The sequence below is a fragment of the Thermosynechococcus sp. B1 genome (genome assembly GCF_030322985.1).
GTDB lineage: Bacteria > Cyanobacteriota > Cyanobacteriia > Thermosynechococcales > Thermosynechococcaceae > Thermosynechococcus.
The window spans coordinates 1,740,269-1,764,671 of record NZ_CP096573.1; the positions used below are offsets into that span (position 1 = coordinate 1,740,269).

Annotated in this window: 24 protein-coding genes and 1 pseudogene; 13 read left to right on the plus strand and 12 right to left on the minus strand. The window is 53.5% G+C overall.

Features of this window, described 5'->3' with window-relative positions:
* Position 1: 1 nt before the first annotated feature.
* Positions 2–1,210, minus strand: coding sequence for an efflux RND transporter periplasmic adaptor subunit (locus M0644_RS08675; protein WP_286625366.1), 1,209 nt, complete (start codon positions 1,208–1,210; stop codon positions 2–4).
* A 276-nt stretch (positions 1,211–1,486) separates the two neighbouring features.
* Between M0644_RS08675 and infC the strand changes: the two genes are divergently transcribed.
* Complete coding sequence (infC, locus tag M0644_RS08680; protein ID WP_220131114.1) at positions 1,487–1,981, plus strand: translation initiation factor IF-3; 495 nt, start codon at positions 1,487–1,489, stop codon at positions 1,979–1,981.
* A 17-nt stretch (positions 1,982–1,998) separates the two neighbouring features.
* Positions 1,999–2,742: a M50 family metallopeptidase gene (locus tag M0644_RS08685; protein WP_286625369.1), complete on the plus strand. Its 744-nt coding sequence runs from the start codon at positions 1,999–2,001 to the stop codon at positions 2,740–2,742.
* On the opposite strand, the gene M0644_RS08690 is transcribed toward M0644_RS08685, so the two are convergent.
* The 5 genes from M0644_RS08690 to M0644_RS08710 all read right to left on the minus strand — a co-directional run bounded on the left by M0644_RS08690 (position 2,735) and on the right by M0644_RS08710 (position 9,382).
* A complete protein-coding gene (locus M0644_RS08690; RefSeq protein ID WP_286625370.1) occupies positions 2,735–3,598 on the minus strand; it encodes a tRNA (5-methylaminomethyl-2-thiouridine)(34)-methyltransferase MnmD in 864 nt (287 codons plus the stop codon). The genes M0644_RS08685 and M0644_RS08690 overlap by 8 nt on opposite strands.
* Positions 3,599–3,636: 38 nt before the next feature.
* Positions 3,637–4,275, minus strand: a complete 639-nt coding sequence (locus M0644_RS08695; RefSeq protein ID WP_149820004.1) for an FHA domain-containing protein — start codon at positions 4,273–4,275, stop codon at positions 3,637–3,639.
* 284 nt (positions 4,276–4,559) lie between these two features.
* The gene (locus tag M0644_RS08700; protein WP_286625371.1) at positions 4,560–6,896 is read right to left on the minus strand and encodes an NAD-binding protein; all 2,337 of its coding nucleotides are present in this window, start codon (positions 6,894–6,896) and stop codon (positions 4,560–4,562) included.
* Positions 6,897–6,902: 6 nt separating this feature from the next.
* The gene (gene cobW / locus M0644_RS08705) at positions 6,903–7,919 is read right to left on the minus strand and encodes a cobalamin biosynthesis protein CobW (RefSeq protein WP_286625372.1); all 1,017 of its coding nucleotides are present in this window, start codon (positions 7,917–7,919) and stop codon (positions 6,903–6,905) included.
* The gene (locus tag M0644_RS08710; protein WP_149820010.1) at positions 7,919–9,382 is read right to left on the minus strand and encodes an FAD-linked oxidase C-terminal domain-containing protein; all 1,464 of its coding nucleotides are present in this window, start codon (positions 9,380–9,382) and stop codon (positions 7,919–7,921) included. The genes cobW and M0644_RS08710 overlap by 1 nt, the downstream gene beginning before the upstream one ends.
* 200 nt (positions 9,383–9,582) lie before the next feature.
* Between M0644_RS08710 and M0644_RS08715 the strand changes: the two genes are divergently transcribed.
* From M0644_RS08715 to M0644_RS08725, 3 genes are all read left to right on the plus strand, one after another.
* Positions 9,583–10,281 carry an MBL fold metallo-hydrolase gene (locus M0644_RS08715; RefSeq protein WP_024124642.1) on the plus strand — a complete coding sequence of 233 codons (699 nt, stop codon included), beginning with the start codon at positions 9,583–9,585 and terminating at the stop codon, positions 10,279–10,281.
* Positions 10,282–10,344: 63 nt separating this feature from the next.
* The gene (locus M0644_RS08720) at positions 10,345–10,887 is read left to right on the plus strand and encodes a rhodanese-like domain-containing protein (RefSeq protein ID WP_286625377.1); all 543 of its coding nucleotides are present in this window, start codon (positions 10,345–10,347) and stop codon (positions 10,885–10,887) included.
* Positions 10,888–10,990: 103 nt separating this feature from the next.
* Positions 10,991–11,878 (plus strand): sulfite exporter TauE/SafE family protein, encoded by an 888-nt coding sequence (locus M0644_RS08725; RefSeq protein ID WP_149820014.1) that lies wholly within the window; start codon positions 10,991–10,993, stop codon positions 11,876–11,878.
* Here M0644_RS08725 and rbfA read toward each other — a convergent pair.
* A complete protein-coding gene (gene rbfA / locus M0644_RS08730; RefSeq protein ID WP_286625378.1) occupies positions 11,875–12,261 on the minus strand; it encodes a 30S ribosome-binding factor RbfA in 387 nt (128 codons plus the stop codon). The two genes, M0644_RS08725 and rbfA, sit on opposite strands and share 4 nt — an antisense overlap.
* Here rbfA and M0644_RS08735 point away from each other — a divergent pair.
* The 3 genes from M0644_RS08735 to psbC all read left to right on the plus strand — a co-directional run bounded on the left by M0644_RS08735 (position 12,260) and on the right by psbC (position 15,222).
* Positions 12,260–12,394 (plus strand): hypothetical protein, encoded by a 135-nt coding sequence (locus M0644_RS08735; RefSeq protein ID WP_255451641.1) that lies wholly within the window; start codon positions 12,260–12,262, stop codon positions 12,392–12,394. The two genes, rbfA and M0644_RS08735, sit on opposite strands and share 2 nt — an antisense overlap.
* 400 nt (positions 12,395–12,794) lie before the next feature.
* The gene (gene psbD, locus M0644_RS08740) at positions 12,795–13,853 is read left to right on the plus strand and encodes a photosystem II D2 protein (photosystem q(a) protein) (RefSeq protein ID WP_149818344.1); all 1,059 of its coding nucleotides are present in this window, start codon (positions 12,795–12,797) and stop codon (positions 13,851–13,853) included.
* Entirely contained in the window at positions 13,837–15,222 is a 1,386-nt protein-coding gene (psbC, locus tag M0644_RS08745; RefSeq protein ID WP_190278038.1) for a photosystem II reaction center protein CP43, read from the plus strand. The genes psbD and psbC overlap by 17 nt, the downstream gene beginning before the upstream one ends.
* 77 nt (positions 15,223–15,299) lie before the next feature.
* Here the strand turns inward: psbC and M0644_RS08750 are convergent, their stop codons facing one another.
* The 4 genes and pseudogenes from M0644_RS08750 to M0644_RS13205 all read right to left on the minus strand — a co-directional run.
* A complete protein-coding gene (locus M0644_RS08750; protein ID WP_149820020.1) occupies positions 15,300–16,493 on the minus strand; it encodes a lipid-A-disaccharide synthase-related protein in 1,194 nt (397 codons plus the stop codon).
* Positions 16,490–17,917, minus strand: coding sequence for a YdiU family protein (locus tag M0644_RS08755; protein ID WP_149820022.1), 1,428 nt, complete (start codon positions 17,915–17,917; stop codon positions 16,490–16,492). Before M0644_RS08755 ends, M0644_RS08750 begins: the two co-directional genes overlap by 4 nt.
* Before the next feature lie 24 nt (positions 17,918–17,941).
* The gene (locus M0644_RS08760; protein WP_286625380.1) at positions 17,942–19,684 is read right to left on the minus strand and encodes a M48 family metalloprotease; all 1,743 of its coding nucleotides are present in this window, start codon (positions 19,682–19,684) and stop codon (positions 17,942–17,944) included.
* A gap of 102 nt (positions 19,685–19,786) precedes the next feature.
* Positions 19,787–19,891, minus strand: a pseudogene (locus M0644_RS13205) (IS630 family transposase); the annotation flags it as partial.
* A 111-nt stretch (positions 19,892–20,002) separates the two neighbouring features.
* On the opposite strand from M0644_RS13205, the gene M0644_RS08765 reads away from it, so the two are divergent.
* The 5 genes from M0644_RS08765 to M0644_RS08785 are packed head-to-tail and all read left to right on the plus strand — an operon-like array spanning position 20,003 to position 23,493.
* Complete coding sequence (locus M0644_RS08765; protein ID WP_286625382.1) at positions 20,003–21,334, plus strand: DEAD/DEAH box helicase family protein; 1,332 nt, start codon at positions 20,003–20,005, stop codon at positions 21,332–21,334.
* Positions 21,267–22,001 carry a hypothetical protein gene (locus M0644_RS08770; protein WP_286625383.1) on the plus strand — a complete coding sequence of 245 codons (735 nt, stop codon included), beginning with the start codon at positions 21,267–21,269 and terminating at the stop codon, positions 21,999–22,001. The genes M0644_RS08765 and M0644_RS08770 overlap by 68 nt, the downstream gene beginning before the upstream one ends.
* Before the next feature lie 28 nt (positions 22,002–22,029).
* The gene (locus M0644_RS08775; RefSeq protein WP_226971928.1) at positions 22,030–22,317 is read left to right on the plus strand and encodes an Eco57I restriction-modification methylase domain-containing protein; all 288 of its coding nucleotides are present in this window, start codon (positions 22,030–22,032) and stop codon (positions 22,315–22,317) included.
* Entirely contained in the window at positions 22,314–22,667 is a 354-nt protein-coding gene (locus tag M0644_RS08780; RefSeq protein WP_226971929.1) for a hypothetical protein, read from the plus strand. Before M0644_RS08775 ends, M0644_RS08780 begins: the two co-directional genes overlap by 4 nt.
* Before the next feature lie 28 nt (positions 22,668–22,695).
* Positions 22,696–23,493 carry a type ISP restriction/modification enzyme gene (locus M0644_RS08785; protein ID WP_286625385.1) on the plus strand — a complete coding sequence of 266 codons (798 nt, stop codon included), beginning with the start codon at positions 22,696–22,698 and terminating at the stop codon, positions 23,491–23,493.
* Positions 23,494–23,500: 7 nt separating this feature from the next.
* Here M0644_RS08785 and purU read toward each other — a convergent pair whose 3' ends face one another.
* Entirely contained in the window at positions 23,501–24,376 is an 876-nt protein-coding gene (purU, locus tag M0644_RS08790; RefSeq protein ID WP_315862997.1) for a formyltetrahydrofolate deformylase, read from the minus strand.
* Positions 24,377–24,403 lie beyond the last annotated feature (27 nt).

Genomic DNA, 24,403 nt, shown 5'->3' on the forward strand with positions numbered 1-24,403 from the left:
TTTAAGACTCAGGAGTAATAGGCACACCATCGCGCAGGCGCTGAATTCCCGAGACAACAATTTGCTCTCCCGGTTTGAGGCCTTCAAAAACTTGATATCTATTTCCTTGGATTGCCCCCACTTGAATGGGCTTTTGTTTAGCAATCATTTTGCCCTCGGCGTCTTTTTCGGCAACAAAGACAAAGTTTTGGCCGGCAAGATTGGAGACAGCCGTGGTCGGCACCAAAATCCCCGGTTGCTGATCGAGAATAATGCGGGCTTGAATTTGTTGATCGGCACGGAGATTATTCCGCGTATTGTCGTAGAGCGCTTTCACTAAAATGGTTTGGGTATTGTTTGTGGTATTGGGGGCAATGAAAAAGACGGAACTCGTACCGACGACATTGCCATTCATGTCTATTAATTCCACTGGCGTCCCCATCCGAATGCGGGGGATTTGCTCAATGGGCACTTGGATATAGACTTCTAGGGGTTGATTTGAGGTCAGGGTGAGGAGGTCGGTTTGGGGCGTTACAAAATCGCCCACTTTGGGGGGAATATTGCCGACAACACCACTAAAGGGAGCACGCACCTGAAACCAATTCAGGACAACGGCCTGCTGCTGGGCATTGGCTTGGGCAGCCAAGAGGACTTTTTCTAACTGGGCAATGGTAGCCTGTTGGGCACGAATATCCGCCTCGGTTTGTTGGAGTGCTGCTTGGGCAGTGCGAAAGCTGGTGATGAAGGATTGCGCTTGGTCTTTGGAAACAGCCCCTTCTTCAAAGAGTGCTGTATAGCGTTCCGCTTGAATCCGATTGAACTCTACGGTGGCCAGATTGGAGCGGCGCTGGGCTTCAAGGGCGCGGAGGATCGAGCGGGCATTCTCTACATTGGCTTGGGCGGATTGAATCGCAGCTAAGTTGCTGGCCACAACGGCTTGCTGTTCTGAGGGGTCAATGAGAAGGAGGGGCTGACCTTGAGTGACAAACTGGCCGTTTTGAACATTGATTTGCGCAATTCGACCGGAAACTTGGGGTTGTAGCGTGATCGACTCACGGGATTGCAAAGAGGCATTGTAAACAGCGGTTTGCGAAAGGGTTTCCGTTTGAACCGCCGCAAGTTTCACCCGTGCCGCTGGTGGGGGAGCCGTTGCCTTTGGTTGGCCACAGGCGGTAGCGAGGAAGCAAAGACTGCCTAGGAGAGCTGACGTGAACAGTTGCCGTTGCACCATACCTCAGACCTTAAATGTCACCCAGAGTGGGCAATAAATATCCTCAGTCTAGCCTAGGGGCGCCTATGGCGAGTGCTGCTTTAATAATTAGTTTCTGTGTATCTAGGCGAAATAGAGAATAGCTCCTATTGGCACTCCTCCGCTAAGATGTAGAGCAAGGGGCAGGGGGTCATTGCTGGCTCACCTTAGAGGCTAGGACAGTCCTTGCGCCAACCTTTATCAACGACAGTACAGGTACCAGTGGCTCTTACCAAGAAAACACAGCAAGAACAACCCATGATTAATGAGCGCATCCGTTTTCCTCGGGTGCGGGTGGTGGATAGTGATGGTTCCCAATTGGGGATTATGTCGTCCCAAGAGGCGATCGCGATCGCCCGTGAAAAGGAACTTGATCTTGTTCTCGTCAGTGACAAGGCAGATCCACCCGTTTGCAAAATTATTGACTACGGCAAGTTTCGCTTTGAGCAGGAAAAGAAGGCGCGGGAAGCCCGCAAAAAGCAGCACACCTCCGATGTCAAAGAGGTGAAGATGCGCTACAAAATCGAAGAACACGATTACAACGTTTGCATCAACCGCGCCGAGCGTTTCCTTAAGGCTGGAGACAAGGTGAAGGCCACTGTGACCTTCCGAGGGCGGGAAATTCAACACTCCCATTTGGCAGAAGAACTCCTCAACCGCATGGCCAATGACCTGCAAGCGGTGGCCGAAGTGCAGCAGGCACCAAAGCAAGAGGGGCGCAATATGATCATGTTTTTGGCACCGAAGCGGTAATCAATGCTGGGGGGCGTATGTTTGGCTTTCGTCCAGACTCCAAATCTACCCCGCTGGATATTTCAGACCATGAGAAACCCCGTTCGGCACTGCTGCTAGCGATCGCCGCCCTTGTCACGATTCTTCTTTGGCAGATTCCCTTGGGGAACTATCTGCTGTATCCCTTTACAATCTTGGCCACATGGTTCCACGAGATGGGGCATGGCCTGACGGCGATTCTGTTGGGGGGCTACTTTCGCGAATTAGTCATCTATCCCAGTGGTTCAGGATTTGCGCGCTATGGGGGCGAGGTGCTGCTGGGCAATTTGGGACATGGCTTAGTCGCCATTGGCGGACCTCTAGGACCGGCGATCGCTGGCAGTGTCTTTATTTTGTCGAGCCGCTCTCATCGCGCCACAGATATTTGCCTCAAAGCCCTAGGAATAATGATTCTCGCCTCAGTGCTGCTGTGGGTGCGATCGCTCTTTGGCATTGTCTTCATGACGTTGGTGGGGATTGCCGTTCTGCTGGTGGCCTATCGCGGCAATCGCTGGCTCAAGGGCATTTCGATTCAATTCCTTGGGGTGCAGGCCTGTATTAGCACATTTCAGCAGGTGGACTACCTCTTTACCTATGCCATGCCGGGGGGGCAGCTTTCCGATACAGGGCTTCTCCAACAGTACCTCTGGCTCCCCTATTGGCTGTGGGGGGCGCTGATTTCTGTGATGACCTTGGGGTTGCTGCTGTGGAGTCTCAAGGTGGCCTATACCCGGTCTAAGTAATGCCCCAGCGGTGTCGCCAACGACTGGTGGATTCACGGTTAGCGGTTTGTTGCTCCGCTTGGCGGCGCGATCGAATCATCTCCGCACTATCCCGCAGGTGCGGATCGCGGTAGGGAATACCCGCGCGGGTTTGCAAATGTTCCTGCTCCATCAGCGACAGGGGAATAAGCTGATCGGCTTGCCAGCGAGCCACGGTTCCCTGTGCCCATTCATGGCTGTGCTGGGGGGCAACAATCGGCAGCGTCCCAAGGTGTAAACCCGCCGCCTGCAAAGCGGCACGAACGGCAGCAGCACGACAATAGGTGGCCAAATGCCCCGCAGGCGCCAAACACTGAGCCACTAGACGCAAAAATTCTACCGTCCAGAGTTGCGGACAGCGCTGCGGTGAAAAGGGATCAAGAAAAATCGCATCTGCTTGGAATCCTTGGCGAACAAGGTCTTGAATGGTTTGGCGGGCATCACCAATTAAAAGCCGTGCCTCACAGGAGGGGGTGGTCACCTGCTGTTGCTGAGCGAGTCCCTCAAGAATCCCTTGAACCGATGCTGGCCAAGGGGGCATGACCGCTAAAGCTGCTTGGGGAACGCCCAGATCCAGTTCTAGACCGATGACGGTGACCTGACAGGTGGGATTGTGCTGCCAAATAACCTCTAACGCAGCGGCTGTGTTGTAGCCCAAACCATAGCAGATGTCCAAAAGGCGCAGATGAGAAGCTTGGGCTTTGCGGGGCAGATCGGTGGCGATCGCGAACTTTTCAAAGGCTTCCTGACGCGCTCCCCCAAGACTATGGAACGTTTCGCCAAACTCTGGAGAATAAAACGTAAAAGAGCCGTCTGCTGTGGGTTGGGGTTGCCACATTGAGTGCAAGGCAGCAGCTAAGTTTTGGGAATAGGCCATCACTGGGTTTGCGTGGGGGGCTCTGGTTGGGGGGCAGGTGGTCGGTTCATGGTCACAACGCCAATTCCCGTGATCAAAAGGACAATGACGATGCCGCCAACAATCAGTAACCAAGGGGGAGAGGATTTAGGGGCGGGTGCTGACTCTGGGGTAGCATTGGCTGGCAGCGATGGGGGCGTGGCATTAAATTCCGTTTCTTCTTCTGCACCTTCCTCAGCTTGGGTAATCGTTGAGGTCATGGGCACGGCCTTAATGCTGTGATAGTTGACGCTCTTCAAATACTTAATAAACTCCGCCTCGCCCATGGACACAGTGGCATAGTGCGCCTTAACGGATCCGCCAAAGTTAATTTCATCTCCATCTTTTAGCTCATGGCTTTGCACCCGCTGGCCATTCACTAGGATACCGTTGGCACTGGGCTTACCATCGGCATTCCCATCCACGACGCGATAGCGATAGCCATTTGGTGAGGGAATCCGCAGCAGCAGGGCGTGTTGCCGTGAAACCGTATGACCATGAATCACGATCGCATTGGTGACATCGCGGCCAATGGAGTAGGTTGCCGCATCTAAAGGGATCGTGCGCTTACCCGTTTCATCCTCAATGTTGAGTAGATGGTGCTCACGGTTACCACTCATGGGAACAACTTAGATTAATTGACGATTGCTAATCAATATCTTAGCCTGAGGGCTAGAATTCCCAAAGATACTACAAAAGCTAAGGGCAACAATCATCCCCTCTCAACATCAGGAACTAGAACCTAAACGTGGAGCGCAAAACTCCGACCCCTATTATTTAGATAGAACATTTATCGTTCTAAATAATCAGACTAGCACTCTGTGTCATAATGCCAAAATCAATTTATTCGCAATTTATTCGATCTGTTCGATAATGTAGAGCGATAGGTGAGGCCGATTTTCACCTACGCGGTTTCCTGAGCCACCAAAGGAAAGAGGCGCACAGGGGCTAGGGCTTGCAGTTGTTGACCGAGGCGAAAGGCTTGGGGTTCGTAAAGTGCGAGGGTCAATGTCGCAGGCAGTTGCTGGATAAAGGTGCGCGATCGCAGCAGGGGCAGACCCGTAATCTTGGTGATCAGATTGCCAATTTCTAGGGCAGCTTCCGCGTTGCGAGGATGACCGACCCAAAGCCGCCAGAGACGGCGGGGCGCCATTTTGCCCTGTTCAATGCGCCGTAGGCCATCAATGGTTGCTAAAACAATCAGGCGATCGCCCACCGTGAGTTGCAGCGTATCACTGGGCAAAAACTGATGACTGATCTCACCGCCGAGGAACTGCTCATGGCGATTGTAGAAAATGGGGATGACTGCATAACCATAGGCCACCTCGCCAATCAACTTGCCCTCAAGGGTGTCGCCGGCAGTAACGGTGTAATCGGCAATCAGTACCGTCTGCTGATCAATTTGAAACAGACCCAACATTGTTTCGCCAAAGGCGGCACCGGCAAAGGCCTCAGCAGCAAGGGCATAGGCACAGAGGGGGCGGGCACGGGGTAGGAGATCCCGCAGATCATTAGTAAGGCTGGGATCATAGATGCCAATGACCAACCCAATGGGGGATTCCCGCTGCTCCGTGGCTTGGCGGGCAATTAGGGCTGCCTCTAGATTCAACATTTCATCAGCAGTGGTGAGAACCACACTTTTGGCGGTCTCCAAATGGGCTTGGGGGAGCTTTTCTGGAATGTTGCCAAGGAGCATGGGCAGGTCTTCAAAAAGCTGAGTTTGCTCTGGGTTGTCCACCAGTAGCACGAGGGGTTGACGGAAGGCACGTAGGATTTGCACCACCTGTTGACCAATGCGATCTAAGCCAACAACAATCACGTGATCCGCCGTGGGCAGGGGGGGACGTTTCTTGAGAAAGTCAAACCGCGCTTGCAGCAGCTTTTCCGCCAAAAGTCCCAAGACACCGACAATAAAGAGGAGACTAACGATCGCCACCAAAATACAGACCACCAGCAGCCAAGGGGGAATCGGATCGTTTTCTAGCCCGCCAAAGACATCGCCAAAGCCCCCCAAAAGGAGAATAAAGCCGGCAGCAAAGGCCTTTTGCCATGTGAGTTCGGGGACGTTGTAGCGCAGCAGGATCGCGGTCACAAGCCACAGACCACTGCCCATCCAAAGGCCATTGAAGATCAACTCACGAGAGCGATCGCCATGGATCCACTGCCAGAATTGTTCTACCTGCTCAGGCAGTTGGCGCACCTGCTGAATGAGGCGCTGGATGGGATTGGGGTCAGGGATGGGCAAGGATTTCACCACTTCTACCCGTTCAATCCAAATCGGGCGATCGCCCACCTCAAAGAGCAAATCCGGTGGCCAATGGTTAAAAAGGCGGTGGGGACGAGTCGGCTGGAAGATTGAGGATTGGGAATGGCAGGCGCGAATACTAATCAGGCGTTGGTGACGGCGCTGCCAGCGGTGGGCAGGCGTACCCACGAGGGGACTCTCAGCGGTAATCGTTTGTTGCAACACCCGAAACTGCTGACCCTCAATCGTAAACGCAGCAAGGATATTTTCCTCAAGGGCTGCAAGGGCGAAGGCAGGAGCTGGTAGTTCCGTGGGATTGAGCGCCACAAAGCTCCCCAGTTTTTTCTCTAGAAGGGCGTTGAGATTATCGCGACTAGAGCGCACCACAAGATGGACATCGGGATTTAAGCGCCGAGCCACAATCGCCGTGGCAATATTGGTGGCCTCATCACTCGTAACTGCTAATAAGGTACGACAGCGATCAATCCCAGCCGCTTTCAGAACCGCCTCTTGCCGGCAATCACCGATGATCACAGGTTCACTGAGCAACTCCGTCAACTGCGGAATTTCCCACTCAATGTTGGCGTGGCGTTCAATGGCACGAATCTCTAGGGTCAAATGCTCACCTGCAAAGCGGCGCAGACTTTGGATACAAAATTGCCCCAAACTGCCAAGGCCGCAGATAATAAAGCGATCGCCCGCAGTCGTTTCACCTATTTGAGTGGCCTGCGGTGTGGCTGAGGCAACAGACCAGGATGTCCACCAGTAGGGAAACGGTTGACGAGGCTCAGCAGCAAAAATAAGAACACTACCCCGTTGCCACTGCTGCCAAAGGGTCTTGCCCCACCTAGATAGGCGATCTAAATCTGTTGGCTCTAAAGTTGTCGATTCAACCCAGATGCTGAGGTGGCGATCGCCGATATCAATGAACCAAGTGGCCTTGCTGCCCAACAGTTGGCGCAGTTGGCGGTCAATGACATCCTCAAGGCTGGCCATAGCCTCCTAGCCAAAATGGGACAGCAACTCCTGTGGATCCAACTGACGACCAATCACCACCACACGAGTTTGGCGTGACTCTGCCGCTTGCCACGGGCGATCGTAAAACAAGTCTAACCGTTGACCCACCCCTTGCACCACCAGACGCATCGGCTTGCCCTCAATGGCCGCAAAGCCCTTAACGCGGTAAATGTCAGGTACTTGCAGCAATCGCTCGAGGGATTGACGTAGGCGTTGCAGATCCCAAGCCCCCAGCTCTAAACAAACCGCTTGAATCTCCGCGTCGTGGTCATGCTCCTCCTCAAAGTCATGATGGCTGGGTCGCTGCCCCAAATTCTCCTCCACCGCTGCATTAAATCCCAGCAGCAGATCCGCCGGCACCTGTCCTTGGTGAGCCGCCAGCAGCTTAATCCGTGGGGGCAATTGAGTGCGCAGTTCAGCGATGAGCAGCTCTGCCTGATCGGGAGTCAGTTGATCCGCCTTGCTGAGGATGACCAAGTCGGCACAGGCCAGTTGATCATTAAAGAGTTCCTCAAGGGGGGTGTCCTCATGCTGCAAGTTGGGATCTGCATCTTTCTGAGCAAAGAGCGCCTCCAGATCAGCACTCACTTGACCAGCTGCTAAGGCAACGCCATCCACCACTGTCACCACCCCATCAACGGTTGCCGCATGGCGCACCTGCGGCCAACGAAAAGCCATCACGAGCGGCTTGGGTAAGGCGAGTCCAGAGGTTTCAATCACAATGTGATCAATCTCCTGCCGCCGTGCCAAGAGGGTCTGCATCGTTGGCAAAAATTCCTCCTGCACTGTGCAACACAGACAGCCGTTGGTGAGTTCCCAAATGCCCGCTGTGCGATCGCAACAGGACTGCAACAACTCGCCATCAATACCGACATCGCCAAACTCATTCACAATCACAGCAATGCGCCTGCCCGCTGCCTTCTGAAGCAACTGCCGAATCAGGGTCGTCTTACCACTACCAAGAAAGCCGGTAATAATCGTGACTGGGATTTTTGCACTCATTAAAATGCCTCAATGTTGGGAAAGTCTTTGAGTTGATGAGCCGCTTCCCCACAGGTTCGCGGTGTCGGAAACACTTTTTCAGGGTTGGCCAGACGTTTGGGATCAAAGGCGCAGCGCACCTGCTGCATCGTTTCTAAATCTGCTGGGCTAAACATCTCACCCATGAAACAGGCCTTATCACTACCAATGCCATGTTCCCCAGAAATACTGCCCCCCAAGCGCACACAGAGCTTGAGAATTTCCCCCCCCAAGGCCTCCACCTCCGCAAGCGCGCCCGGTACTGCCTGATCGTAGAGAATCAAGGGATGCAGATTGCCATCCCCAGCATGGAAGACATTGGCAATGCGATAGCCACTGCGCTGACTCAGTTGTTCAATTTCCCTGAGGACGGTGGCCAGTTGACTGCGGGGAATCACCCCATCTTGGACAAAATAATTGGGACTGAGACGACCAGCAGCCGCAAAAGCCGCTTTGCGCCCTTTCCAAAGGCGGAGGCGATCTTCAGCTTCTGTAGCAACGGTTACATGGCGTGCCCCCTGTTCATAGCAAATACGTGTGACTCGCTCCTGCAAAATCGGTACTTCTGACTCCAAGCCATCGACTTCCACCAGCAAGACCGCGCCGGCATCGCGGGGGTAGCAATTGGTGGCCACCACGTCCTCAACGGCATTGATACTCAGGTTGTCCATAATTTCCATGCCAGCGGGAATGATACCGGCACGGATAATGGCGGAAACTGTTTCCCCGGCCGCTTCAATGGTGGTGAAGTCCGCCAATAGCACAGCGATTGCCTCCGCCTGTTTGAGAATGCGCAGCCGAATTTCCGTGGCAATCCCGAGAGTGCCCTCAGACCCGACAAAAACCCCCATAAGATCATAGCCGGGCATTTCTGGCGCCGCACCCCCCAGTTCAACAATCTCACCATTGGGCAACACCACCGTCAGTCCCAGCACATGATTCGTGGTCACGCCATACTTCAGGCAATGGACACCGCCGGAGTTCTCGGCGACATTGCCGCCAATGGAGCAAATAATTTGACTCGAGGGATCGGGGGCATAGTAAAACCCCTGATCGGCTACCGCTTGAGTGACCCACGCATTAATCACCCCCGGCTGCACCACCACCTGCTGATTGGCCAGATCAATGTCTAAAATCTGGTTCATGCGAGAAGTGACGATGAGAATCCCCTCGGTGTGGGGTAAGGCTCCCCCCGATAGCCCCGTCCCTGAGCCACGGGCAACAAAGGGAATCCGATAGCGATCGCACACCTTGAGGATGGCAGAGACTTGGGCAGTGGTTTGCGGTAGCACGACCAGTTTGGGTCGTTGCCGATACATGGATAGCCCATCGCACTCATACACAAGGGCTTCTGCTGCATCACTGATGACGCTCCCCTTGCCGACAATGGCTGTTAGCTCCTCTGTGACCCGCTGCCAAGGGGTAATTTGCTGTAGTGTGGACATCCCCAGTGCTCTGAAACTGCCTTCTTTTATCCTAAATTGGCTCCCCCTTGGAAAAATGGGGGCAGGGGGGATTTGACATTTCTTTACTGAATAGTTATAAAATTATATTTAGGATCACTAAGCTGAAGTAGTAACCGTTTTAAGTCTAGCTTTCAGGCTGAATGAGTCCCCTCACGCTTTACCCCATAAAGGAGTCCGCTATGCTATTTCGCCAACTCTTTGACTACGACACTTGGACCTATTCTTACCTGATTGCCGATGAAGCCACGGGTGAGGCCGCCTTGGTGGATAGTGTCCTTGAGCAGGTGGATCGCGATGTGCAGTTAATTGAGCAATTGGGGTTGAAACTGCGCTACTGCCTCGAAACCCATGTCCACGCCGACCACATTACCGGGGCGGGCAAAGTCCGCGAACGCACAGGCTGCAAAACCCTTGTGCCCGAAAATGCCCATGTGGACTGCGCCGATGGCTATATTAAAGACGGTGAAGTGATTCACGTCGGTAGTATTCCGATTCAGGCGATCGCCACCTTGGGGCACACCGATAGCCACATGGCCTTCCTCGTGAATGGCACCCACCTATTGACGGGGGATTCCCTCTTTATCCGTGGCTGTGGCCGCACTGATTTCCAAAGTGGCGATGCAGGCGCAATGTACGATGCGGTAACACAGCGGCTCTTTACGCTCCCAGACACCACATTGGTCTATCCCGGCCATGACTATCGCGGTCACACCGTTTCCACCATTGGTGAAGAAAAACGCTTTAATCCCCGCTTTGTCGGTCGCGATCGCCAGCAGTTCATTGAGTTCATGGCCAACCTGAACCTGCCGGATCCTAAGAAAATTATGGAAGCGGTGCCCGCTAACCAACAGTGTGGCATGGTTGCCGCTGCCGTCTAGTCCTTTGACCCCTGATCGCCCCTGTCTAGCCAACCCTGAGTAACCACTGGAGAACCAACGACGATGACCACAACAACGACTGAGTCTCCCCTCATTTCTGCGGCTGAACTGCACGATGCCCTGCAACGCCAGCAGGTACTGCTCATTGATGTGCGGGAGCCAAGCGAATACAACAATGCCCACATTCCGGGAGCGCTGCTCTGTCCTTTGGCCAATGTGAAGGAACTTGAACCCCCCTGTAATTCTGACACCCCGGTGGTGCTCTATTGTGAATCTGGCCGGCGATCGCGCATGGCCTGCGAAACCCTTGCCAGTCGGGGCTTCAAAAACCTGAAAAACCTTGAAGGGGGCATTCAACGCTGGAAACAGGGGGGCTATCCGATCACGGGTGCAGTTGGTGCCCCCATCAGCCTGATGCGGCAGGTGCAAATTGTGGCTGGTAGTCTGATTCTCAGCGGGGTGATTCTCGGCTTTGCCGTTCATCCGGGGTTCTTCTTCCTAGCAGGTTTTGTCGGTGCTGGCTTGGTCTTTGCCGGTGTCACAGGAGTCTGTACCCTGGCGCGGCTGTTGGCGCTGCTGCCCTTCAATCGCCCACAGGTGAAATAACAGCCCTTTTCTGAAGCATGAAAAACAGAGAGATGAGATCCTCTCCTACCCTAGCTTGCAAAGTGGTGAGCGTGATAAATCTTAGTGAAAAGGGCTGTAACCCATGCTGAGCTACTGGATAGGGCATGGTCTGGCGATCGCCATCGGCTTGAGTCTGGGTCTATTGGGGGGCGGCGGTTCTGTCCTTGCCCTGCCAGTGCTGGTCTATGTCATGGGCATTGAAACCAAGGTCGCGATCCCGATGACGCTTGTGATTGTCGGCAGCGTCAGTTTACTGGCAGTGATTCCCCAGTGGCGGCGCGGCTACGTTAATTTGCGTCTAGCACTGATTTTTGGTTCCGCAACCATGATGGGTGCCTATCTCGGGGCGCGACTGGCAGCCTTGCCTTGGATTACCGATACGGTGCAACTCTTACTCTTTGCCGTTGCCATGATGGTGGCGGCTATTTTAATGATTCGGCGGCAACAGCGTCCCCCTGCCCCTGAACTCACCCCGCCGGAAAGTTCTCTTGAAAGCCAGCTTTATGCCCCCCCAGTCTGTAAGTACTGTTGGCTGTGGCTACCCACCGAAGGCATTGGTGTGGGTATTCTGACGGGGTTGGTGGGAGTGGGTGGGGGATTTGCCATTGTGCCTGCCCTTGTTTTATTGGGCAAAATTCCAATGCGGCAGGCGATCGGCACCTCCCTGTTGATTATTGCCGCCAATTCCGTGGCTGCGGTTTGGGGCTATCTGGGCACAGTGAGTTTGGATCCACGCTTGACCCTGACGCTCACCTTAGCCTCTGCGGGTGGTTCTGTTATCGGTAGCTATCTCAGTCACCGCATTTCTGCCAAGCGACTGCAGCAGGGCTTTGGTTACTTCTTAATTGGCATTGCGGCCTTTGTGATCCTGAAAACCCTACTGGCACCTCCCCAGCGCAGCAAAAGTTCCTCCCTACCGCCGAGGCACTACCTTACTGCATCGGTTCCCGCAAGACCAAGCCGCACCTAAGACTCTGTTTCAGGAGTCTCTGCAGCACTCTGCTGTTGCCCAATTTGATTGAGTAGCGAAAGAACGCGACTGCCCCGTTCCAGCGATCGATCCTCAATAAAGACGACCTCCGGTGTCCGCCGCAGGCGAATGCGTTGCCCCAATTCCCGTCGCACAAAGCCTGAAGCCGCCTTCAATCCAGCCATCGTTGAGCGGCGTACCTCGTCGGTGCTGTAGATACTGACGAAGATCTTGGCGTGCTGCAAATCACCGGAAACTTCCACATCGGTGACACTGACCATGCCCGCCCCCACGCGCTCATCGCGGATTTCATACATTAACAACTGGCTTACTTCCCGTTTGATTAATTCTGCTACCCGTGCCACCCGTCGTTCGGTCGCCATGGCGGGCCTCCTTTTCTCGGTTGTTGGCAAAGACTATCCTGCAACTCTCCTATCTTATCAAGACAGCTATCCCTCTGTTTCTGGTTGGCGGGCGATCGCTCAAGACTTTTATGGCAGCAACCGCTGGCAGTAGTGTTACAAAAGTTAACATTTCTTGCTGACGTTCTCTGCAAGTTGAGGACTGAATTTCCTGCTCTCTTGCTAGATTGCCACCCCTGCTCAAAAATGAGAAAGCTGAGAAACTAGGCAACAATCACCTTGATATTTCGTAAGAATTCCGCTATCACGTTAATATAGTTCTCCCGCAGCAAATGCTGATGGGAAGCTTAACCTACCCTTGGTGAACGCCAACAGCAACTAGGTAAAACCACCTACTAGCTCAAGCGTTAGCGAGGGATGGGTTTCTTATTTATGAAGCCAAATTAACAGGATGCTGGAGCGATCGCTCCTAAGTTTTAGAGAGCCGATCACGCCCTACCAGCAACTGTAAGGTTCTAAATCTGGCATCTATATCTGCAAGAGGATTTAATTCCATGACGATCGCAATTGGACGAGCGCCAGCAGAACGGGGATGGTTTGACATCCTCGACGACTGGCTCAAACGTGACAGATTTGTCTTTGTCGGCTGGTCAGGCATCCTGCTGTTTCCCTGCGCCTACCTTGCCCTCGGTGGCTGGCTGACCGGTACCACCTTTGTGACCTCTTGGTACACCCACGGCCTCGCCTCCAGCTACCTCGAAGGCTGCAACTTCCTCACCGTTGCCGTTTCCACCCCCGCCAACAGCATGGGGCACTCCCTTCTTCTCCTTTGGGGTCCCGAAGCCCAAGGGGACTTCACCCGCTGGTGCCAACTCGGTGGTCTGTGGACCTTTATCGCCCTCCACGGCGCCTTTGGCCTCATTGGCTTCATGCTGCGGCAATTTGAAATTGCTCGCTTGGTGGGCATCCGTCCCTACAACGCCATTGCCTTCAGTGCCCCCATTGCCGTCTTTGTCAGCGTCTTTTTGATCTATCCCCTGGGGCAATCCAGTTGGTTCTTTGCCCCCAGCTTTGGGGTGGCTGCCATCTTCCGCTTCCTGCTGTTCTTCCAAGGGTTCCACAACTGGACTTTGAACCCCTTCCACATGATGGGGGTGGCCGGTGTGCTCGGCGGTGCCCTGTTGTGTGCCATCCACGGTGCCACAGTGGAGAACACCCTCTTCCAAGATGGCGAAGGCGCCAGCACTTTCCGTGCCTTTAGCCCCACCCAATCGGAAGAGACCTACTCGATGGTGACGGCGAACCGGTTCTGGAGCCAAATTTTTGGGATTGCCTTCTCGAACAAGCGCTGGTTGCACTTTTTCATGTTGTTTGTGCCCGTAACGGGGCTGTGGATGAGTGCGATTGGCGTGGTGGGTCTGGCGTTGAACCTGCGGTCTTACGACTTTATTTCCCAGGAGATTCGGGCCGCGGAAGACCCTGAGTTTGAGACGTTCTACACGAAGAACCTGCTGTTGAACGAGGGCATCCGCGCTTGGATGGCGCCCCAAGACCAACCCCATGAAAACTTTGTCTTCCCAGAAGAGGTACTCCCCCGTGGTAACGCTCTCTAGTAACTCGATTTTTGCCACCAATCGCGACCAAGAATCCTCCGGTTTCGCGTGGTGGGCCGGTAATGCTCGTCTGATTAATCTCTCCGGCAAACTCTTGGGTGCTCACGTCGCCCACGCTGGCCTGATCGTTTTCTGGGCCGGTGCCATGACCCTGTTCGAGTTGGCTCACTTCATTCCTGAGAAGCCAATGTACGAGCAAGGGCTGATCCTCATTCCCCACATTGCCACCCTTGGTTGGGGCGTTGGCCCTGGGGGTGAAGTCGTGGACACCTTCCCCTTCTTTGTGGTCGGGGTGGTGCACCTGATTTCCTCTGCTGTTCTCGGCTTTGGTGGGGTTTACCATGCCATTCGTGGCCCTGAAACCCTTGAGGAATACTCCTCCTTCTTTGGCTACGACTGGAAAGATAAAAACAAAATGACGACGATCCTCGGTTTCCACCTGATCGTCCTCGGTATTGGTGCCCTGCTGTTGGTGGCCAAAGCCATGTTCTTTGGTGGCCTCTATGACACTTGGGCACCCGGCGGTGGCGATGTCCGCGTCATTACCAACCCCACCCTTGACCCCACGGTGATCTTTGGCTACCTGCTGAAGTCTCCCTTTGGCGGTGAGGGCTGGATCGTCAGCGTCAACAATCTTGAGGACGTTGTCGGTGGTCACATTTGGATCGGTTTGATCTGCATTGCTGGTGGTATCTGGCACATTCTGACGACGCCCTTTGGTTGGGCACGCCGTGCCTTTATCTGGTCTGGGGAAGCCTATCTGTCCTATAGCTTGGGCGCCCTGTCCATGATGGGCTTCATTGCCACCTGCTTTGTCTGGTTCAACAACACGGTCTATCCCAGTGAATTCTATGGTCCTACGGGTCCAGAGGCCTCTCAGGCTCAGGCAATGACCTTCTTGATCCGTGACCAAAAATTGGGTGCGAACGTCGGTTCGGCTCAAGGCCCCACCGGTCTTGGTAAATACCTGATGCGCTCTCCCACGGGTGAAATCATCTTCGGTGGTGAAACAATGCGCTTCTGGGATTTCCGTGGTCCTTGGTTGGAGCCGTTGCGCGGTCCCAATGGTCTTGACCTCAACAAGATCAAAAATGACATTCAGCCTTGGCAAGAGCGTCGTGCCGCTGAGTACATGACCCATGCACCTCTGGGTTCTTTGAACTCCGTGGGTGGTGTGGCCACGGAAATCAACTCGGTGAACTTCGTGTCACCCCGCTCTTGGCTGGCTACGTCCCACTTTGTCTTGGCCTTCTTCTTCCTAGTGGGTCACCTGTGGCATGCGGGTCGTGCCCGTGCCGCGGCGGCTGGTTTCGAGAAGGGGATTGACCGTGAGTCTGAACCCGTACTCTCGATGCCGAGCCTTGATTAGAGTCACTGACTTCATCTAACTAAACTCAATCCTTCTTGGCTCCCATCTACGGATGGGGGTCTTTTTTTTAGCAGGACTCAATTGCCGAGTATTTTTAACAGTTGCTCAGCAATGCGATCGCTCGCTCCGGGGTCGCCCATGCGTTCTTTGCCATTGGCGGCAATTCGCGCAAGTAAAGTCGCATCTTCCCAAATCTGCCAAAGGGTCGGGATGGCTCCTTGAGGATCATCGAGTAGGAAAATCGAGTCTCCGAGAAGGCGTTTTTGGCGACTAGCAAACTCACGGGTAAACTGGGGGCCTGCACCCGCAAAGGTGATCACGGGTTTCCCTAAGCCCACACACTGCTCTGTGGCTGTGCCGGCGAGGGCAATGCCCCCTTCGGCCCAATGCAGAAATTCACGAAAGTGATGTGAACTTAAAATCAGTTGTTGCTGACCCAACTGCCATGCGCTGGTCTGGGGTAATGCACTGGCGATGGGTTGCCAACCCTCAAGGCTTTGCTCAAGCATCCGTAAATCAAGGCTGGGACTGACAGCGGCAAGACAGGTCAGCGGCTGATCGGCATAGGGCGCCAGTACCCGTAGGATCTGCTGCCAATTGCGGTAGGCCTCAGGGGCACGAGACCCCGGCAGTAGCACAATGGTTCTAGTCGTAAAAGGCGATCGCTCAGGGGGTGGCATCACTAAGTCCATCATGGGATTGCCACAGTAGTGAACCGTGTAACCGAATTGCCGCAACCCTTTAGCGGTTAACTCATCACGGACAAAAATGCCTCGACAGCGGGGCGATCGCCACAACCATCGTTCCCAAGGCAGGTAGTCACTCCCCGCCCAGCCCATGCCCCAACGATAGGGACGCCCCGTCGGGTCATATAGGTAATAGTCAGACTTAGCAGTGCCGATAAAACTATAGGTTCCCCCTGTGCCATAGGCCAGCAGTAGAGGCACAATATCCCCCACCGCTAAGAGATGCCCTACTGAGAATCGCTGCCAACGCTGAATAGCACGAACCTGCGCCCCCAACAGTCCCAGCAGCCCTGCTCTAAGATCCCGCCATAGCTGTCGCAGATCCATGTAGATAAAGCCCCCAGAGGGGAGTATTTTTCCGGGCTGCAATACAGGAATTCCCAGCCGCGTATAGGCAGACCCTAAGCCCACCAAGGGCAACGCCATTAGGTCTAAGTGTGGGCACCGCTGCCGCAAGGCCTGCAAAATCGAGCTGGCGATCGCGTCCTCACCGTGGCCATTACTCAGGCAAAGGAGTCGCTTCATGCCTGCATCAACTCAAGGGCTGTAGTAAATCGTGACCAATCATCCGCCTGATCAATGGCCTGCCAAATGTGTTCAATCTGCGGACGAGTCAGGATAAAAAGGGGATTGGCAGCCGCTAGGGTTTGGGGAAGTGCGGCTTGTTGTAACGGCGTGGCTTGCTGAAGTAGCTCAAAATAGGTTCTTTTCCAAGCCTCTAGCAATTTCTGATCTGCTGGCGTGAGGGTTGAGCTGTTACGAAAGATATGACTGGGATCTACAGCCCACTCAGGGGAGAATTCTTGCCGCAGGCTGACAAAGAATTGGGGATAACTGATGGTGCTGCGGCTGAGAAAAGCTTGGGTCTCTGCCACTAAGGGACGGCCAATTTCTAGAGGAAGATCTGCCCAACCGAGGCGCTTGAGCATGAGTTTCAAGTAGGTGGTTTGGCAGCGATCGCCAAAGGTCTTTAGGGCAGCTTGCATTTCCTCAAGGGGCATTACTGAAGACAGAGGGATTTGCAGCTTCTCCAAATTCCAAGCACAAATTGCTGGTTGATTGCCGTAGGCGTAGCGGCCATAGTAGTCAAAGTAGGCGGCTGTAAACCCCAAATCATAGTGCTCCAAAAAGACATAGGGACCATAGTCGAAGCTCTCGCCCGTAATGGCCATATTATCGGTGTTCAAAACACCGTGGCAAAACCCCGCCACCAACCACTGCGCCGCCAGATCCGCTGTGCGTGCCACTAGCTCACGATAAAAGGCACAATCCCGTTCCTTGGGGTTTGGGATCTCTAGCAAGTGGGGGTAGTAGTAGTCAATGACGTGGTCGAGCAACCGTCGAATCAAGTCCGGTCGCCGCAGATAGTGGAGCCGCTCAAAGGTACCAAAGCGAATATGGGAACGGCCAAGGCGCACTAAGACACTCGATCGCGTCGGCGATGGCTCATCCCCTCGCCAGAGGGATTCTCCCGTTTCCACCAAGCTGAGACTGCGAAAGGTGCTCACCCCCAAGCGATGCAGCAGTTCACTGGCCAAAACCTCACGGACACCGCCTTTGAGTGTCAGGCGACCATCTCCCCCCCGCGAATAGGGTGTGGTGCCGGATCCTTTCGTGCCAAGGTCATACAGTTGACCATCCACACCGCGAAACTGGCCATAGAGAAACCCTCGGCCATCCCCCAAGCGAGCATTGTATTCCCCAAATTGGTAGCCGTGGTAACGCATTGCTAAAAAAGGTTCACGCCCCTGAAACTGGCCAAAGGCCGCAATAAAGTCAGCATCAGTTACCTTGGCGGGATTCAGACCCATCAGGGGTAAGAGGGCATCATTGCGAAAACGCAGAATATGCTGCGGAAAGGTTGCCGCCTGTACCTCGTCCCAGTACTCTTCCCCTAGGGAGAGAAATGCGGGTTCGTACTCAAGGTTTTGAAAGCAATGTCGAGACATTCAGAACATTCAAAGCGGACTCAGCTATTGCGGCGTCTTGGCAGTTTCCCGTTTGGACTTTTTGGGATTGGGGGGATCCACAAGGGTACGCAAGCGCGCTTGAATTTGTTGATGGCGTTCGACCCCCTCAAAGGCAAAGGGGGTGTACCCGCGATCGCGCATCAAACCACGGATATAGCGAATGCGCTCATTGGTCGGTGGGTGGGTAGAAAACCATGGTAACGGTGGCTCCTGATGACGGTATTCCTTCTTGAGGGTGTGCATGAGGTTCAGTAGGCCATCAGCGGCATAGCCTGCCCTCGCCAGAATCCGTGTGCCCAAAATATCCGCCTCTCGCTCCATTTCTCGACTATAGCTAGTCACGAGAATCCCTGTCACATAGCCACCAGCAGGTAATAACCGCGTCAAGTTGGCAGTGGCCGTGCCTTGGGTGACCAAGCGAAAACCGTGGGAGAGCACCGCGTGGGCAATTTCGTGAGCCAGTAAGCCAGCAAGTTCTGCCTCGGTATTGGCTTTGAGAATTGCACCGGAATTGATAAAAATCTTGCCTCCTGGCAGGGCAAAGGCATTGAGATCATTATCTTTTATCACAAAAAACTCATACTCAAACTCATTGCGACCGGCCACTTTGGCGAGGCGTTGCCCCACTTCATTGACATAGGCTTGAACCTCAGGATCCTCAAGGAGCTTGACTTGGCGGCTAATTTGCTGTGCTGCTGAACGGCCTAGGGCAGATTCTCCCTGCATCATCAAGGCCATCATTTGAATTGAGTCCAACGATAGTAAGGGATTGCCCGTGAGTGCCACACCCACCAGTCCAGTGAGGGCGCCGACAATCATGCCTTCGCGCAGTTGTCCCTGAAGGCGACGACGGAACCGTTGCATTCGCTCTGCGGCTAGTTGCTGAAATTCGGGTGTGGCGGGGTGGTCAGGATTCAGTAGGGCAAAACGTTGGGCGGCAAGGGCGGCTTCTAGCCACTGTTGCTGGCGATCGTAGAGGGTGACGAGGCTACGTTGAATATCGGGTTGATCAGGATAGAGGCTGGCGGCTTTTTCGAGATGGGCATAGGCCTCTTTGAGGGAACCCTGCTGCGCTAGAAACTCAGCAAAGCGCACTTGGCCGGGGATAAACTCTGGGAATTGCTCCACCAACAGCCGCAGGGGCACGGCTTGGGCACTGTAGAGTTGGGAACCCCCTTGAACTTCTCGCCAATAGACTTGGGCAGCGGGGGGCAGTTGACTAATTTCCAGTACGGCAGGGGGGGTGACACGGGGCGGTGGCAAATCTAGGTCAGCCTTGGCCTTTTGGTAATAGGTTTGGGCTGTGACGGTATCTCCCAATTGCCAGTGGCGATCGCCCTCCCGTAGAAGTGCTAAACGCGCCTCCTGTGCGGCTTGCTCTGCTGTCAGTTCCACTGTTGTTGGAGCTTCTGAAGAATTGTCAGTTGTTCTTAGTGCAGGTTCCACAGAGGGGGCTGCTGAATCACCCTTGATCTCAGTGCTCGTGGGTAGGGGGGCAGGGGATTCTACAGGCGGAACGACTTCTGCGGGGGGCTGGGGTGGCAGCGGCAATAGATCGACAGCAGCGCCTTCAGATTGCGGCAGGCGAGCTTGGGCAAAGGGGTCTTCTTTAATGAGAGCAATCAACTCCTCCTCTGCTACACCCGTTTGGGGTAGGGACATCTCTGCTGCTCTAACCGGTTCAAGAGCCACCCCTAAAAGAAGGACAATACCCAGCGACCAGTAGCGTAACCCATCTTGCACCATGAAACTGTCCTCAAGCCACCTGATGCTTTATAGTCTAATCACTAGGCATGGGTGAATTGGGTCGTCGTTAGAATTATATCTATTCCAATAAAGAATGAGACGCTATTCGGCACAATAATTGCGAATCACTTCATCAATAGAATTGTTTGACCCTGCATACATCCGCGCTCGCTTCAACGCACTGAAGTCGTGCTCAATCACATTCAAAGGAGTGACCTCCTGCAATTCTTGAAGGCAAGAGGCCTCAAACCTTGAAAGCCCCTAGGGCGAGATGATCGCCTGTTTGAGAAAAGGGCTGTATTATAGAAAAAATTAGCAGTGCAACAAGTCTCATGGCTACGATTCAATGATATTTTGGCGGAGTTTCGAGCAGCAGCAGAGTCAAAACGGCACTTGGGCGATCGCTTTGAGCGGTTGATGCAGGCTTACTTTCGCACTGACCCTTACTATCAGGATTTATTTAGCGATGTGTGGCTGTGGTGGGAGTATCCGCAGCGGGGCAATAGTGGCGACATTGGCGTTGACTTGGTGGCCAAAGAACGGATCAGTGGCGAGCTTTGGGCGATTCAGTGCAAGTTTTACCATCCTGAGCATACTCTCAGCAAAAGTGATGTGGATTCCTTTTTGGCAGCCTCGGGCAAGGCGGAATTTAGTCACCGGCTCTTGGTCTCCACCACCGATCGCTGGTCAGAGAATCTGAACAAAACTCTTGACAATCAAAAAGTCCCCGTCCATCGCCTCACGGTACACGACCTCGCCAATAGCCCCATTGATTGGGAGCAGTTTTCTAGCGACACCATACCCACAGGTAGCCAGCGGCTCCAAGATGCCAAGGGAAGCTATTCTCTCAAACGCCTTCCCCGCAAGGAATTGCGTCCCCACCAGCAAATAGCCGTTGACAATGTGATCGCAGGATTGCAAACCGCCGATCGCGGCAAGCTGATCATGGCCTGTGGCACGGGCAAAACCTTTACGGCTTTGAAAATTGCTGAGCGGATGGTGGGCAAAGGGGGACGGGTGCTTTTTCTGGTGCCCTCGATTTCGTTGCTGTCTCAGAGTTTGCGGGAGTGGACTGCCGAAGCAGAAATTCCCCTACATCCCATTGCCGTCTGCTCCGATGTGAAGGTGGGGCGGCGCACAGACAGCGAAGACCTCAAAGCCAGTGATCTACCCTTTCCTGCAACCACCGATAGCGAGAAGATTCGCAAGGGGGCAGCAGCAACCAACAAGATGACGGTGATTTTCTCCACAGAAGAAAACATCACCCTTTGCTCGATGGATGAGGAAGCCATCTATGGCAAGGAACTGCACCGCTTGGGCTTTGGTGAGGCCGTACGGGCGCACGACGATCGCTTTAATGCCATTGTCAACAAGCTGGCACTCAATCAGCAGCGACCCCCGCAAATTGATGTGATTGGGATTGGGGGTGGCCGTGAAGACAGTGAAGAAATTGACAACGACCTCACACCCGTGCAGTTAGCGTTTCACTGGCCAGAACTGGAGGAGTGGAAAGAAGCCCTCTACGCCAAGGTGGTGCATAAAGTGTGGCGATCGCCAGTATTGGGAGGACTGGGCCAAGGATGTGGCCATCCTTGCCGATCACCATCGCACGCGCATGGAGGGCATCATCGCCAAAAATCCCAGCGTTAGGGCCCAATTTGATGCCTTTGTCGCCAGTTTGCAGGAGATCATCAACCCCAGCATTACCGCAGCCGCCACCATAGAGATGCTGTCGCAGCACCTCATTACCAAACCCGTTTTTGATGCCCTCTTTGCCGACTATGCCTTTAGCCAGTACAACCCCGTTTCGGCAGCGATGGAGACGATGATTGCGGTGCTAGAGGGGCAGGCTCTCGACAAGGAAACCGCCAAGTTAGAGGACTTTTATACCAGCGTCAAGTTGCGTGCCAGCGGCATTGACAACCTACAGGGCAAGCAAAAAATTGTCATTGAGTTGTATGAGGGATTCTTTAAGCTGGCCTTTCCGAAAATGGCAGAGCGGTTGGGCATTGTCTATACCCCTGTGGAAATTGTGGACTTCATCATCCGCAGTGCCGATGCAGCGCTCCAGCAGGAATTTGGCCTCAGTCTAGCCTCAGAGAATGTGCATATCCTCGATCCTTTTACGGGGACGGGAACCTTTATTGTGCGGTTGCTCCAGAGTGGCTTGATTCCCCGCGAAGCCTTGCCCACCAAGTACAGCCGCGAACTCCACGCCAACGAAATTCTGCTACTGCCCTACTACATTGCGGCCATCAACATTGAAACCGCCTACGCTAGCCTTACAGGACACTACGCCCCCTTTAACGGCCTTTAACGGCATTGTCCTCACCGATACGTTTCAAATGTATGAACACGAGGACACCCTCAATGAAGCCTTCTTCCCTGAAAACAATCGCCGCGTTTTAGCGCAGAAACAAGAAAAGATCACCGTGATCATTGGCAATCCGCCCTATTCCGCAGGGCAAAAGAGCGAAAATGATAGTAACAAAAATCTAAAATACCAGAGACTTGATAAAAAGATTGCTGAGACTTATGCAAAATTTTCTAACGCGACTTCAAAAAGAAGTCTTTATGACTCATATATTCGTGCTATTCGCTGGGCAACGGATCGTCTAGGGGAAAAGGCGTGATTGCCTTTGTGACAAACGGCTCCTTTATTGACAGCAATGCAATGGATGGCTTGCGCAAATGTCTTGCTGATGAGTTTACCAGTGTCTATGTCTTTAATCTGCGGGGACTAAGAGGACAGAAAACTTCTGGTGAGCGAGCTAAGAAAGAGGGGGGACAAATTTTTGGTCAAGGTTGTACAAATACAGTTGCCATTACCCTGTTGATCAAGAATCCTGCCAAAACCAATCATGAAATTTACTATCACGATATTGGCTATTATCTGAGTCGGGAAGAGAAACTAAGCAAGATTGCCACCTTTGGTGACTACACAACCCTACCTTGGCAAGAGGTTACACCCAATGAGCAGTAAGATTGGATCAATGCTCGCAATCCAGAGTTTGAAAACTTTGTTTCTTTTGTCAATACAGACCCTAAAAGCATCAGTACCCGACTTAGAGTTAATTTCCAATAGCCAATGTTTTCCCCTCTATACCTATGAAAAAGTTGAAGCCACGCCACAGGGATCGTTATTTGAGAGCAACACATCAACGGGCTATCGCCAGAAAGAGAATATCAATGATGCCATCCTCAAAGTCTTTCGCGACACCTACGGGGATACCCAAATCGGTAAAGAGGATATTTTCTACTACGTTTATGGCATTTTGCACAGTCCTGACTATCGCCAACGCTACGCCAATGACCTGAAAAAGATGCTGCCGCGCATTCCCTACGTTGAAGATTTTTGGGGCTTTAGCAAGGCAGGCCGAGAGTTGGCTCACTGGCATCTCCACTATGAAACCATTGACCCCTACCCCCTCACTGAGTTGGCAGCCCCCCTGACCACTGATGCCAAAACCTTCTATCGCGTTGAAAAGATGCGCTTTGCCAAAAAAGGGCAGCAGGTGGATAAGACCACGATTATTTACAACCGTTATGTCACCCTAACGGGGATTCCTCTTCAAGCCTATGACTATGTGGTGAATGGCAAGCCTGCCATCGAGTGGGTGATGGATCACTATCAAGTCACTGTGGATAAAGACAGCCAAATTCGCAATGACCCCAACGACTGGTCAGCAGATCCCCGCTACATTATTGACTTACTGAAGCGCGTGGTGCGAGTGAGCGTCGAAACGGTCCAGATTGTCCAACAGCTTCCAAAGTTCAAGCTCCTCAGCAAAAAGGCAACTGCCCCCTAATCAGCTCCTAGGCAAAGACTGCCGTGCGATTGCCATACACCAGAATCCGATTTTGCAAATGCAGCCGTACTGCCCGTGCCAAGACCACCCGTTCTAAATCCTTGCCCTTGCGAATCAGATCCGCCACCGTATCGCGATGGCTAATGTGCACAATCGCCTGCTCAATAATCGGCCCTTCATCTAAATCCGCTGTGGCATAGTGGGCCGTGGCACCAATGATTTTTACTCCCCGCTCATAGGCACGGTGGTAGGGATTCGCCCCCGCAAAGGCAGGCAAAAATGAATGGTGAATGTTGATCACTTGGGGAAAGGCCTCAATAAATTCTGGACTGAGCACCTGCATATACTTGGCCAGCACCACCAGATCAATCTTGTAGTCCTTGAGGAGTTGCAGTTCCTTGGCTTCGGCAAGGGGCTTGGTCTCTGGCGTTACAGGGATATAGTGAAAGTCAATGCCAAACTGCTCGGCAATGGGATGCAAATGTTCATGGTTACTGATAATCAGGGGAATTTCCGCAAAGAGATCTCCCGCCCGCTGTCGCAGCAGCAAATCCCACAGGCAATGATCTTGGCGGCTCACCCAAATGGCCAAGCGATAGGGAATATCCGATGCCCGCAACTGCCAGCGCACCCCTTGCCAACTGGCAAAGACCTTTTCCCGCTGCGCATAGTTGATGAAAGTCGCGGCAATTTGATCGCGGGGGATTTCAAAGCCCTCTAGTTCCCACTCGAGGCGGGAGAGAAAAATGCCCGCAACGGCATCGGTGTGGTGGTCGGCATGGACAATGTTCCCGTTGTAGCGATAGACAAACTGCGCCAACTTGGCCACTAGCCCCCGCTGATCGGGACAGGAAATGGCGAGGGTCATCGTCGGCATAGACACACCGCAAGGCAGAGCAACCTGTATTCT